The organism is Dictyobacter halimunensis (genome assembly GCF_036245075.1).
This window is the reverse complement of record NZ_BSRI01000002.1, coordinates 4,261,099-4,273,333: the sequence shown is the minus strand read 5'-3', so window position 1 is coordinate 4,273,333 and position 12,235 is coordinate 4,261,099. Positions and strand designations below refer to the sequence as shown.

The following is a 12,235-nucleotide window of genomic DNA, read 5'->3' as shown; positions in this document are numbered from 1 at the left end:
CGGAAACAAACGAGAGGGCATGAGAGAAGGATATGGGAACGGAAAAACATGAAGCGATGAGACACGTGGTGCCGGAAGCACTGGACCCTGAGCTGGTCGTCCAGGCCTACGCCCAGGGGATCTTCCCCATGGCGGACGAAGAGGGAAAAGTCGACTGGTACGCGCCAGACCCGCGCGCCATCCTGGAGCATCAGAACCTGCATGTCTCACATTCACTGCGGGCCACCATTCGCAAGCGCATCTACACCATTCGCACCGACAGCGCCTTTGAGGAGGTTATGCACGGCTGCGCGCAACGCGAAGAGACCTGGATCAACAAAGAATTTATCAAAACATATGTCTATCTGCATCGATGTGGACTGGCCCATAGCATCGAGGCATGGCAGGAAGGCAGGCTGGTCGGGGGGCTGTACGGGGTCGCGCTGGGCGGCGCATTCATGGGTGAAAGCATGTTTTCACGCGCCCGCGACGCCTCCAAGGTCTGCCTGGTAGCCTTGACGCAGCACTTACAGCGCCATGGCTACATCCTACACGATACCCAGTTTACGACCCCGCATCTGATCACGCTGGGCGTCACCGAGATACCGCGCCGGGAATACGAGCGACGGCTGCGGCAGGCGCTCCAGCTACGCTGCGGCTGGTAGCTCCGGCTACCAGCCAGTTGGAAAAGGTCACGCAACAAATCAGCGCGCCTCTATCTCGACATCCTCTTCTTCTTCCTCATACTCCATGGCCTCCTCCAGGCGACGCTGATCAGCGGCCCGCGTCTTATGCTCCAGCTGACCCATCCAGCTAATAAACAGCGGCGACAGCACCCCCAGGTCAACCAGTCCCGGCAGCAGCAGCAGGGCGCCGGCCGCGGCCTGGTCGCCAAAGGCATTCACGCCGATCTGCGTTGGGATATGGTAGTGATAGAGCGGAACTCCGCTATAGACCAGCACAAAGGCAAAGATATCCAGCGGCTGACCATCTAAGATCACATAGAGCATCTGCAGGGGATAGCCATGCTTCTTGAGCTCGGAAAGGGAACCGATAATCGGCCACCAGTTGAGTAGCGAGGTCAGAAAGATAGACAGCATCATGGTATTGTAAAGCGCGACATTAGGGGTAGAGGCATTGTAGATCTTAGGAGCATGCCAGAGCAAAAAGGTCGCGTTAAAAATCACCGAGGCAACGACCGGATTGGTCAAAAAGCGTACCACTGTACTGACAACGGGGATATCCAGTATGGGACGCAGGACCACCTCCGAACAGCCACCCAGCAGCAGAGGCGCGCAGAAGGTGGTCAGGGTTACAACCTCGGCCATATGGATCAGAAATAACTGCGTGCGACCAATGGTCTGGACCGGAGAGAAGAAGAGGGCCGCGAACAGCAGCAGACCACAAAAGAAAGAGGCGATACGGATCTTACTGACGGTAGACGCCTGTGGATCTTTCTGGTGCAAACGAAAAACCTGACGCAGGCGCAACAGATATAGGAGCGCCAGCACAACCAAACAGAGCAGACCACCTGGACTCCAGGACCAGGAAAGAGATAGACCATTCAACATAGAAAGACTCCACAAAAATACCTGGATAGCAACATAAATAACCCTGTTATTTAGTATAGAGCAGGAAAGCCGAACGTGCAAACATGCACGTTCGGCTGGGTGTCATTCATGTTTTTGCAAAAAGAGAAGGCGCAAAGAAACACGAAACGCCCCACCAACGAGAAACGCCCATGTAGGGTCGACCTTCAACGGTCGACCGGCTCGCGAGCGACAGCGATTGCGGGCCACGTCCCCGGCCGGTTCGGCTTCTCATGGAAACCATCTCGCCCCACGTGGTACCAGAGGGGAAACGTTCGCTTTTGGGTACGCCTGCGCAACGTTGGCGTGTGGGTACCACGTGGGCGGCCGTGGAAGGCAAGGGAAGCGGTGTCGTGGTGGTACGGAGGCTGCCGTCGCTGGTGCTGGCAGCCCGGTCGACCGTTGAAGGTCGACCCTACATGGGCGTTGCGGTTTGCGGGAGCGTTGCGGTTTGCGGGAGCGTTGCGGTTTGCGGGAGCGTTACGGTTTGCGGGGGCACTCCGGTTTTGTTATCTTATCTTTTGGCAAAAACATGAATGGCACCCCGTTCGGCTTTCCTTTCGTCACCCTGGCGGCTCCTGATCGCCTTCGCACGCGCGGCCGCGTAGCGGACGCCCTGGTTTTTTATGTTGGTGCATGGGGAGCAGATGCGTACCCTATACACCGACACAAAATGGATTTGAGAGGGCCGTTGCGCACAGGGATATTTGGTATAATGCAGATAAACCAATCAATATGCAGGAAGAAAGGAAGTGCTGGTATGCGTGTTCTGATTGCCCCGCAGTCATTGAAGGGGAGCCTGACGGCCGCCGAGACAGGAGCGGCCATCGCGAAGGGAGTTCGCGAGGTCTTTCCGGAGGCTGAACTGACGATTATTCCGATCGCCGACGGTGGCGAGGGGACGGTGCAGGCGTTGATCGATGCCACCCATGGGCAGATGCATACACGGACGGTCACCGGTCCCCTGGGGGAGCCGGTAGAGGCGTTCTATGGCGTGACGGGTGATGGTCAGACGGCCGTGATCGAGATGGCGGCCAGCTCAGGTCTGCCGCTGGTAGCTCCCGAACGACGCAATCCGTTGATCGCGACCACATATGGAGTGGGTGAGCTGATCAAGGCGGCCCTGGATCAGGGGAGCCGGCACTTTATTCTGGGCATTGGTGGTAGCGCCACCAACGATGGAGGGGCCGGCATGGCTCAGGCGCTGGGCGCCAGGTTGCTGGACGCCAGCGGAGATAATCTACCGCCGGGAGGAGCCGCGCTGGCCAGCTTGGAACAGATCGACATCAGTCAGCTTGATCCGCGCATCAAAGAATGCAGCTTCGACATCGCCTGCGACGTAACCAATCCCCTATGTGGTCCAACAGGCGCCTCAGCCATCTATGGTCCCCAGAAAGGCGCGACCCCGGAAATGATAAAGGAACTGGATGCCGCCCTGCACCATTACGCGCACATTATCCAGCGCGACCTCAAAAAGGAGGTCCGCGAGACACCTGGCGCCGGAGCCGCCGGTGGACTGGGAGCCGGTATGCTGGCCTTCCTGCATGCTTCCCTGCGGCCTGGGGCTCAGATCATGCTAGAAGTGTTGCGTATTGACGAATATATGAAAAACGCCGACATGGTGATTACGGCCGAGGGTCAGCTCGATGAGCAAACGGCCTATGGGAAGAGCGTCGGGGCCGTTGCGGGGCTGGCCAAAACGCATCAGCTACCCGTGCTGGCAGTGGCGGGTGGATTAGGAGAGAACTATACGCGTATTTACGACCTCGGTATTGATGCGATTACAGTATTACCCTCTGGACCGATGCCGTTAGTCTATGCAATGAAACATGCCTCACTATTGACGAGTCAGGCAACGGAGCGGGCGATGAAGCTCTTTTTAATGGGAAAGCAGTTGGGGGATAAAATACGATAAAAAAAGTGTTATCCTTTTCTCCCATCGATCGTTGTTTCTATCATCACAGGTATCCATCGCAGATATAGATCACGGATATGCATTCTGTGGGTGACACCTTCTTTTTTATAAAAATCTCTTTTGTACAAATGTTCGTAGCACGAGAAATAATCCCGACCAGGAATACGTTATATATACAGAGAGGCCCGATGCATGCATCTACGTATCACGCAGCTTGCAATAAGTCTCCAGCATAGCCCAATGTATGTTGTTTACCCAGTTTGATGCTAGAGGGAGCGGTCGTTATGCAAGAACATTCTATAGTTAAAGGTGATGATTTTCAAAGTCTATTGGGCATGGGATTTTCAGAAATCGAAGCTGCGCAACTCGTTCATATGAAAGAACACGTTACCGAGCAAGTCGAATACCGTGAAATACTGCAGGAGAGTCGTCGCCTGGATTTTGTACGCTGGTTAATTGAGCATAATCGCATCAAAGATTAATGCGTTTGTATAAAGTATAGATAGAGGGGGTCTGGGAGGGTTTGAGGAAGCCATAAGCCGAATTTTGTACCCTCCCAGATTTACACCCGGGCGGGCGGTAATCATCTATCTAGGACGATGGTTGCCCACCGCCTCAAGCGACCAACCCGAAGGTTAACAGGCGAGCAACCTGCCTGATCAAAAAGATCAGTCCCCTCTGCTTGGTCTTGCTCCAGATGGGGTTTGCCCAGCCAACCAGTCACCTGGCTGCTGGTGAGCTCTTACCTCACCATTTCACCCTTACCCGAATACACAGGCGGTATGTTTCTGTTGCACTTTCCTTGAGGTCACCCTCACTGGCCGTTAGCCAGCATCCTGCTCTGCGGAGTTCGGACTTTCCTCGGATCGCTGATCCGCGATTACCAGTCTTCCTCAAACCCATAGCATAGAGTATCATATCTGAAGAGAACAGTCTAGCAGGTAGATCATCATCATTCGATCACTGATGCTATTGGTGATCGAATAGATTCTATGCATACTTAGACAGCCGAATATTCCTACACAGGAGCGTTGCGGTTCCATCCAAAACGCGTTACAATGACGGCGATAAACGAAACAGATATATGGTTAATACTTGCGGCGCTAAACTCTGGGGTATGGTGCCGGGCACATCGGGGTGGTCCAATCTAACAGTAGAGGTACAGTCATGCACGAACAATTAGAAGAGATTATAGGGATAAAGTTTCAGGATGAGCAGCTCCTGAAATTAGCTCTCACGCATCGCTCATATATCTATGAGACGCCAGGGGTGGGGCAAAGCTCCAACGAGCGCCTGGAGTTTTTGGGCGATTCAATTCTGGCGTTGATCAGTGCTGATTTCCTCTATCGCACCTTTCCCGAGTTGAGCGAGGGAGAGTTGACCGATGTCCGCGCGGTACTGGTGAGGACGGAAACGCTGGCAAACTTCGCGCGCGAGATCAATCTGGGCGCGTTTTTGTTGATGGGGAAGGGGGAACAACATACCGGTGGGGGACAGCGAGTGCAGGCCTCCGCCTTTGAAGCGGTGCTGGGCGCAATCTATCTGGACCAGGGACTGGAGGTGACACGGCAGTTTCTGCTGCCACGTCTGGACCCTCTGGCACATACTATTGTCACCAAACGCCTGTTTAAAGATAATAAATCGCTCTTCCAGGAACTGGCGCAGGCCCACGAGGGGATTACCCCTTCATATCGGCTCGTCGGTCAGGAAGGGCCATCGCACAATCGGGAATTCACCGTTGAGGTCATGTTAGGAGATCGTGTAGCCGGTCGCGGACAGGGCCGTAACAAACAAACGGCCGAGCAAGAAGCGGCACGTGGCGCGCTTGTGAGCCGTGGCTGGATTTAGGATAGAAAACGGTATAACATCTTAATTCTGAGGCGCGAACAGGGGATAGGTAGGGTACGTGTATGCGATTGGAACAAACGCCAAGAACCGATCAGAATGTTAGGATAAGCGCTCGGCTCGTGACATCGAGTACGATACTCCATCTCTCAGCAGATGAGCTAGAGCGCACTATTAATCAGGAGCAAACAGAGAATCCCGCTCTTCAGGTAACGGAACAGCGCATCTGCCAGTTCTGCTCCACACCTCTCTATGGGCCAACCTGTACAGTCTGTGGCCGCATCACCCAGAATACCCCACAGATGGCATTTACACCCGAGACACCTCGTCACACTATTTCTGCTGACTCACCGTGGGAACAGCAACTCTTCTTCTATGATAGCGATAACTATGGCTTTAACGAAGCCGACAACGATGATGCATATGATCCGATGGCCCGTATTCCAACCAGTGAGACGCTGGTGGAGAACCTGCTGCACCAGTTGGAGGCGCTGATCCCCCCCGAAGATGCCCCGATCGCCGAACAGCTGGTGGGGAACCTGGACAGCCGGGGCTACCTGGATATCCCCGCCGAGGAGATTGCCCGGCATCTACGGGTGCCGCTCAAGCGAGTTACATACGTGCTTGGTCAGCTCCAGACTCTGGAGCCGGTCGGCTTTGGCGCTCGCAACCTGCGCGAGTGTCTGCTGCTGCAGCTGACGGCTCTGAGCGAGCAGCAAGAGCCCCCTCCACTGGCCGGAATATTGATCGATCGCTACCTCGAACAGCTGACACACAACCAGTTCGCGGAGATAGCGCGCAAGCTCAAAGTCCCTGAAGCTGAGGTGAGACGCGCCAGCGACTACATCGGCACCATGCTTCATCCCTATCCCAGCTATATTTACAATTCGGTCAACAACGACACCCCGCTGGGCAGTAGCACCTCATACATCCACCCCGACATTATCATCCGCAAAGCAGAAAATGGCTTTGAGGTCGAGCTGATGGAAGAAAAGCGGTACAATTTCCACATCGATCCGCCCTACGTGGGCTCGGGTGAGCAGGCCGGAGGTGAAAGCAATACCGATATACAAAAGTATATGTACCAGAATCGCGACCGCGCCAAATTTTTCGTGGACTGCATCCGCCGGCGCTGGCGAACCCTGAGACAGGTCGCGGAACTTGTCGTCAGCCTGCGCAAGGATTTTCTCGAAAAGGGAGCACTCTTCTATCTCTATCCATTAACCAGGGCCGAAGTCGCCTCCATGCTGAATCTTGATGAAGGCACTGTGAGCAGGGCAACCGCCAACAAGTATGCCCTGCTTCCCAATGGCAGATTGATCCCAATCGCCGACTTCTTCGATGGCTCAATGCGCATCAAAGACATGTTACGTGAACTCATCCAGGCGGAAAATCCATGCCACAGGCTCAGCGATGAGGAGCTGGCGCATATCCTGACCGAACGCGGCATGCCGCTGGCCCGCAGGACCGTAGCGAAATACCGCGAAGAGATGGGCATCGGCTCATCGCGTGAGCGCGGGCTGGTATCTGAGCGCAGATCTATCCTTTAAGTAGTGTCAGCGCCTTATCCGGCTCAATGTAGATCGTGTGCTCGCGCTCATAGATCACCATGCCGGGTCCGCCACCTTTCATATGGCGCACGTGGCGCTGCAGCGTATAATCGACGGGCGCGCTGGTGCTGCCACGCGCCTCGCTATAATAGGCTGCCAGACTGGCCGCCTGATCGATCGTGCCGCGCGGAATCTCGCGACCGGCAGCCTTGATGATCACATGGGCACCGGCAACGCCGCGCGCATGGAGCCACATATCGTTGGAGGTCGCCTGGCGGAACGTCACCTCCTCATTCTGGCGGCTATTCTTGCCGACCAGCAGGGTAAAGCCCTCACGGCTCTGGAAGTGCAGAGGCACACCACCACCGGGAGCGGTCGGCTTGCCCTTCGCCGCCTTGCCGCCCTTGCCCTTCTTCGCCGCCTTGAGGGCCTTTTTATCCACCAGGGCCTTACCACGGATATAGCCCGCCGCCTGCACCTCGGCCTTCACATGAGCGACCTCGGCGGCATTCTCGGCCAGCTTAAGATCAGCCATAAACTGCTCAAGCGTCGCCAGCTCGGTATCGTTCTGCTCGATCTGAGCAGGGACCAGCTCAAGCGCGCGCCGGAGCTTATGGTATTTATTGAAGTAGCGATTCGAGTTCCCCACCGCATCAAAGCGCGGATCCAGCGGCACCGTCACCTTCTGCGACTCCCCCTGAGGGGGTCTGCTCAAAGTAATTCTCCAGCTCCACGCTGGTCGGACCCTGCTCCACCTCCTGCTGATAGGCCAGGAGCAGATCGCCGAACAGACGATAGCGCGCGGCCTCGGCCGAATTATCCATCTCTTTCTGTAACAGATCAGCCTTGCGCCTGCAGCGATCGATATTGTTCTGCAGGATCTTGCGCAGCGGGGCGCGCAGGGTATCGACGGCATCGCGCCACTCGGAACGGGCGAAGTACTCATCCAGCAAGACATTGATGGATGGCGACTCACGCACGCGCGCATCAGGAAGGGCGGCGTACTGTTCAAGCACGTAGGAAGCGAAGGCCAGAGGAAGATAACGATCCTCGCCCGCCGCCGCGAACGACTGCTGCTGCTCATCGGCCGTCATCTGGCGCTCGACCAGCTGGGGATGCCAGCGATGGCTATCGTAGGCGCTCGTCAGGTCGCTGACATTCCAGGCCAGTTCTTCCCAGGCCGCCTGATCGGCCTGCGCCACCGTCGTTTCAGCATTCTCGGTGGCGCGAAACACCGCCTCACGGGCCAGTAAGGGACTGCAGCCCAGAACATGGTGGGACAACAACTGCCACAACTTCGGCTCCTCAGGGGTCCGCCTGCGCTTTTTAGTCTGCGGCTGCTCCTCCCGGGTCGTCTCGTCAGCGGCGCAGATAGACAACTGGGCCGCCGTCACACTGGTTGGCTCCAGACGAGGGAGCTGCTGGCCAGCCAGCGTACGCTGCTGTGGTGGTGGGGGCACATACGGCAGGCCGGCCGCCACCTCGCGATAGCGATTGACGTCCGAGCCAACCCGCTTCAGACTGCCCAGGATCATGCCCCGCTCATCGCAAAAGATAATATTACTGAGCCGTCCCATCGCCTCAATGATCAAACGGAAGCGCACGCGCTCCTCACTATCGGGACTCCTGCGATAGCCGGCCACGATCTCAACCACGCGCTCCCAGCGCGGCTGCTCGATCGACTCGATACGCGCGCCCTCCAGGTGCTTGCGCAGCAGCATCACAAAGGCCGGCGGCTCACTGGCGATCCTCTGCGGCTTCAAGGCCGTAATATGGGCACGGGCAAGCTGCGGATGGGCGGAAAGATAGATCCAGCGATTCCTACCGCCCTCGCCCTCAGCGCCCGGAGCATAGCATTGCAGGGCCACCGCGTGCTCGGTTGGCTGAATAATCGTATCGATACGCGCGCCCACCAGCAGCTTGCGCCACTCATCCGCCACATTGGCCAGCGTCATAGCATCTATATACATAGTAAATTCCTATCTACTTCCCAACCCGCCTACGGCGGGTACAAAGAGAGGTGAATGGCTGGGGACACCCCAGTCCCTGGCAGGGACTACCGCCCCTGCACCCCGCTTTCTTCTTGCCAGGCTTCCTGACACATCCTTGAGAGAAAACGACTTTCAGGATACCCATCAGTGTTGTACAATAGTAGTGCAAGCACGCGTAGGCTCAACACAATAAGAGCCAGGTGGCTTTTCTTTGTCATTGTGCTCGCAAATATAAGATAAAGTATAACAAAGAGATGTTTGTTCGTACACCAATCCTCTCTCTATTTGAGCAACTGCAGGAAGAAAAGCATGCAACTTGAGACTCAATCGCTATCATCACAGCTAAATCAAGCAGGCACTAAAAGGCCGGGATTGCTCTTTGTCCTTTCGGCCCCATCTGGTACCGGCAAGGACAGCGTAATCAACGCCCTGAAAGAAAAAGGGGCTGATTTTCACGTGGTTGCATCGGTGACAACGCGCGCGCCACGCCCTGGTGAGAGTGAGGGCAATCCTTATTATTTTGTCAGTCATGAACAATTCAAGGGCATGATTGAACAGAATGAACTCATTGAGTACGCGCAGGTGCATGGCAACTGGTATGGGCAACCCATACGTCAGATCGTCGATAATTTGCAACAGGGACGTGATGTCCTGCTCAAAATTGATGTACAGGGCGCCGCGACAGTGCGGCAGAGGGTGCCCGGAGCGATCTACATTTTCCTCGTTCCTGGCTCCATAGAAGAGCTTGTCGAGCGCCTGACCAATCGCCAGACCGAGACCGAGGAAGAGCGCCAGCGCCGACTTCTCGACGCACAGCACGAGCTAGCGCAACAAGAGCACTACGAGTATACCATTGTGAATCGCCAGGGGCGACTCTCAGACGCCGTTGCACAGTTACAGGCGATCATGCAGGCAGAGCATTGCCGCACTCGCCCACGGTACGTACAAATATAAGAAAGAAAAACAAAGGATTTAACTATGTCGACAGAAGAGGAACGTTTTGAACCCTCGCGCACAATAGAGCGCAACCTGGGGATGGAGCTCATTCGTGTGACCGAGGCAGCCGCGTTGAGCGCCGGTCGTTGGATGGGCAAAGGCAATAAAGAGATGGTCGACCAGGCCGCGGTAGATGCCATGCGTCACGCGGTCGATGGGGTAGATATGCACGGTGTGGTGGTGATTGGTGAGGGAGAGAAAGACGAAGCCCCGATGCTATATATCGGTGAAGAGATCGGCAACGGGAGCAAGCCAGAGGTAGACGTAGCGGTAGATCCTGTCGACGGCACGCGCCTGCTGGCACTTGGCTTACCAGGGGCCCTGGCCGTTATCGCCACAGCCGAGCGCGGCAGCATGTACTCGGCCCCTCCCGGCGTCTACTACATGGAGAAGATAGCCGTGGGACCAGGGATGAAGAATGTCATCGACATCAACGCTCCGATCACGGTCAACCTGGATCGCATCGCACGCGCACGCCAGTCGCGCATCGACGATCTAACCGCCGTCATTCTGGATCGTCCTCGTCACCAGGATATCATTCGCCAGGTACGCGAGGCCGGAGCCCGCATCCGCCTGATCACCGACGGTGACGTAGCCGCCGCCATCCTGGCCGCCATGGAAGATTATCGCGGCATCGATATTATGCTGGGCATTGGTGGAGCGCCAGAGGCCGTGCTGGCCGCCGCCGCCTTGAAGTGCCTGGGCGGCGAGATCCAGTGTAAGATCTGGCCACGAACTGAGGAGGAGCGCAAGCGCTTCAAAGCCGACGGCATCGATATGGACCGTGTCTACCGGACAGATGACCTGGTGAGCGGGAACGATGTCAGCTTCGCCGCCACCGGCATCACCAGTGGTGAACTGCTCGATGGTGTTCAGTACTTTGGCTGGGGCGCCCGCACATCATCTATCATGATGCGCTCCCACTCGGGTACCGTACGCTATATCCAGGCCCGCCACAAATGGCGCAAAGGGGTGGTGCAGAACTAGGTTCTGCACTGGCTGGCGCAACCAGCGTGGGGCGCTAAAGCACCCAGATATTGTTTTTTTAAGATTTGTGATGTGTGGCAATTCATGCGCTGTCGCGCATGAATTGCCACACATCACAAATCTTATTTTTGAATGAGGCGCTACGCTCTAGTTTTTATATAGTTAGTAAAAGGGGTGATTTCAGGCCAGCCATACGCACCAGTGCAGGTATTGCCAGATGCCACACATCACATACTTTCTGAAACTACATATTATGGAGGCGCTCGATGACGGCATCGGCAACCTGCGATGTACCAACGGCGGTCGGATCATCGGGGCGCGGCTTCAAGTCGTAGGTCACAGACTTCCCTTCGGCCAGCACCTGCATTAAAGCCTGCTCCAGGCGGTGAGCGGCTTCTCTCTCTTCCAGATGGCGGAGCATCATGACACCGGAAAACATCATCGCCATTGGATTTACTTTATTCTGGCCGGCATATTTAGGGGCACTACCATGTACCGGCTCAAAGACCGCGTAATCACTGCCGATATTGGCGCCTGGAGCCACGCCCAGGCCACCGATCAAGCCAGCGGATAAATCGGAAATAATATCGCCATAAAGATTGGGAAGGACGAGGACATCATAGAGTTCTGGCTTCTGGACCAGTTGCATGCACATGTTGTCAACAATGCGGTCCTCATATTGAATATCGGGATATTCCCTGGCGACTTCATGGGCGGTCGACAAAAAGAGTCCATCGGAGAGGCGCATAATATTTGCCTTATGCACGGCGGTCACTTTACGGCGCTTATTGGCCCGTGCATATTCGAAAGCAAACTTCACAATACGCCTGGTAGCGGCCACGGAGATATACTTGACGCTCATCGCTGAATCGGGATCGATACGATGCCCGGTTGTACGGCCAATGAATTCCAGCAACTCTTCGTATTCAGGGGTATTGCGTTGAAATTCAATACCGGCATAGAGGTCCTCAGTATTTTCACGTACAATGACCAGGTCAATATTTTCATAACGGGAGCGAAGGCCTTGATATGTTTTGGCGGGGCGCAGATTGGCATAGAGGTCAAGCCTTTTGCGTAGTGTCACATTGGCGCTACGCTGACCCTTCCCCACAGGAGTCGTAATGGGGCCCTTGATCCCCACCCTGGTGCGCTTGATTGACTCTATCACCTCCTCTGGCAAGACAGTCCCTTGTTTCGCCAGAGTCTCCACCCCTGCCGGCTGGACATCCCAACTGAACTGTATGCCAGTGGCCTCCAGTACGCGGCAGGTCGCCTCAGCAATTTCTGGCCCAGTTCCATCGCCGGGGATCAGCGTCACTGCATGCGGCATGTAATCCTCCATAATAAGCAGAACTCCCCTTGTTTTGGGATTTGAGAGAGAGT

Annotated in this window: 11 protein-coding genes and 1 other RNA gene; 7 read left to right on the top strand and 5 right to left on the bottom strand. The window is 55.8% G+C overall.

The features are described from left to right. Positions 1–32: 32 nt before the first annotated feature. Entirely contained in the window at positions 33–644 is a 612-nt protein-coding gene (gene aat / locus AABA21_RS31605) for a leucyl/phenylalanyl-tRNA--protein transferase (RefSeq protein WP_338256380.1), read from the top strand. A gap of 39 nt (positions 645–683) precedes the next feature. Here the strand turns inward: aat and AABA21_RS31600 are convergent, their stop codons facing one another. Then, positions 684–1,550: a cytochrome c oxidase assembly protein gene (locus AABA21_RS31600; RefSeq protein WP_338256378.1), complete on the bottom strand. Its 867-nt coding sequence runs from the start codon at positions 1,548–1,550 to the stop codon at positions 684–686. 778 nt (positions 1,551–2,328) lie between these two features. Here AABA21_RS31600 and AABA21_RS31595 point away from each other — a divergent pair. Continuing rightward, a complete protein-coding gene (locus AABA21_RS31595; RefSeq protein WP_338256376.1) occupies positions 2,329–3,483 on the top strand; it encodes a glycerate kinase in 1,155 nt (384 codons plus the stop codon). A 284-nt stretch (positions 3,484–3,767) separates the two neighbouring features. Then, positions 3,768–3,965, top strand: a complete 198-nt coding sequence (locus AABA21_RS31590) for a hypothetical protein (protein ID WP_338256374.1) — start codon at positions 3,768–3,770, stop codon at positions 3,963–3,965. A gap of 38 nt (positions 3,966–4,003) precedes the next feature. Here AABA21_RS31590 and rnpB read toward each other — a convergent pair. Beyond that, an RNA gene (gene rnpB, locus AABA21_RS31585) (RNase P RNA component class A) lies at positions 4,004–4,379 on the bottom strand. 271 nt (positions 4,380–4,650) lie between these two features. Here rnpB and rnc point away from each other — a divergent pair. Further along, positions 4,651–5,331 (top strand): ribonuclease III, encoded by a 681-nt coding sequence (gene rnc, locus AABA21_RS31580; RefSeq protein WP_338256371.1) that lies wholly within the window; start codon positions 4,651–4,653, stop codon positions 5,329–5,331. Between the two features lie 62 nt (positions 5,332–5,393). Then, complete coding sequence (gene rpoN, locus AABA21_RS31575) at positions 5,394–6,878, top strand: RNA polymerase factor sigma-54 (RefSeq protein ID WP_338256370.1); 1,485 nt, start codon at positions 5,394–5,396, stop codon at positions 6,876–6,878. Here the strand turns inward: rpoN and AABA21_RS31570 are convergent. Both AABA21_RS31570 and AABA21_RS31565 read right to left on the bottom strand, forming a co-directional pair. After that, positions 6,868–7,593 (bottom strand): NFACT RNA binding domain-containing protein, encoded by a 726-nt coding sequence (locus tag AABA21_RS31570; RefSeq protein WP_338256369.1) that lies wholly within the window; start codon positions 7,591–7,593, stop codon positions 6,868–6,870. The genes rpoN and AABA21_RS31570 overlap by 11 nt on opposite strands. After that, a complete protein-coding gene (locus AABA21_RS31565) occupies positions 7,532–8,848 on the bottom strand; it encodes an Rqc2 family fibronectin-binding protein (protein ID WP_338256368.1) in 1,317 nt (438 codons plus the stop codon). The genes AABA21_RS31570 and AABA21_RS31565 overlap by 62 nt, the downstream gene beginning before the upstream one ends. 330 nt (positions 8,849–9,178) lie before the next feature. Here AABA21_RS31565 and gmk point away from each other — a divergent pair, with 330 nt between their 5' ends. Together gmk and glpX are read left to right on the top strand one after the other, a co-directional pair. After that, positions 9,179–9,823, top strand: coding sequence for a guanylate kinase (gmk, locus tag AABA21_RS31560; RefSeq protein ID WP_338256366.1), 645 nt, complete (start codon positions 9,179–9,181; stop codon positions 9,821–9,823). 24 nt (positions 9,824–9,847) lie between these two features. Then, positions 9,848–10,852: a class II fructose-bisphosphatase gene (glpX, locus tag AABA21_RS31555; RefSeq protein WP_338256365.1), complete on the top strand. Its 1,005-nt coding sequence runs from the start codon at positions 9,848–9,850 to the stop codon at positions 10,850–10,852. A 244-nt stretch (positions 10,853–11,096) separates the two neighbouring features. On the opposite strand, the gene AABA21_RS31550 is transcribed toward glpX, so the two are convergent. After that, the gene (locus AABA21_RS31550; RefSeq protein ID WP_338256364.1) at positions 11,097–12,182 is read right to left on the bottom strand and encodes an isocitrate/isopropylmalate dehydrogenase family protein; all 1,086 of its coding nucleotides are present in this window, start codon (positions 12,180–12,182) and stop codon (positions 11,097–11,099) included. Positions 12,183–12,235 lie beyond the last annotated feature (53 nt).

Coding starts and splice junctions, on each gene's coding strand:
- aat (WP_338256380.1), top strand. CDS start 33: ATGGGAACGGAAAAACATGAAGCGATGAGACACGTGGTGCCGGAAGCA.
- AABA21_RS31600 (WP_338256378.1), bottom strand. CDS start 1,550: ATGTTGAATGGTCTATCTCTTTCCTGGTCCTGGAGTCCAGGTGGTCTG.
- AABA21_RS31595 (WP_338256376.1), top strand. CDS start 2,329: ATGCGTGTTCTGATTGCCCCGCAGTCATTGAAGGGGAGCCTGACGGCC.
- AABA21_RS31590 (WP_338256374.1), top strand. CDS start 3,768: ATGCAAGAACATTCTATAGTTAAAGGTGATGATTTTCAAAGTCTATTG.
- rnc (WP_338256371.1), top strand. CDS start 4,651: ATGCACGAACAATTAGAAGAGATTATAGGGATAAAGTTTCAGGATGAG.
- rpoN (WP_338256370.1), top strand. CDS start 5,394: ATGCGATTGGAACAAACGCCAAGAACCGATCAGAATGTTAGGATAAGC.
- AABA21_RS31565 (WP_338256368.1), bottom strand. CDS start 8,848: ATGTATATAGATGCTATGACGCTGGCCAATGTGGCGGATGAGTGGCGC.
- gmk (WP_338256366.1), top strand. CDS start 9,179: ATGCAACTTGAGACTCAATCGCTATCATCACAGCTAAATCAAGCAGGC.
- glpX (WP_338256365.1), top strand. CDS start 9,848: ATGTCGACAGAAGAGGAACGTTTTGAACCCTCGCGCACAATAGAGCGC.
- AABA21_RS31550 (WP_338256364.1), bottom strand. CDS start 12,182: ATGCCGCATGCAGTGACGCTGATCCCCGGCGATGGAACTGGGCCAGAA.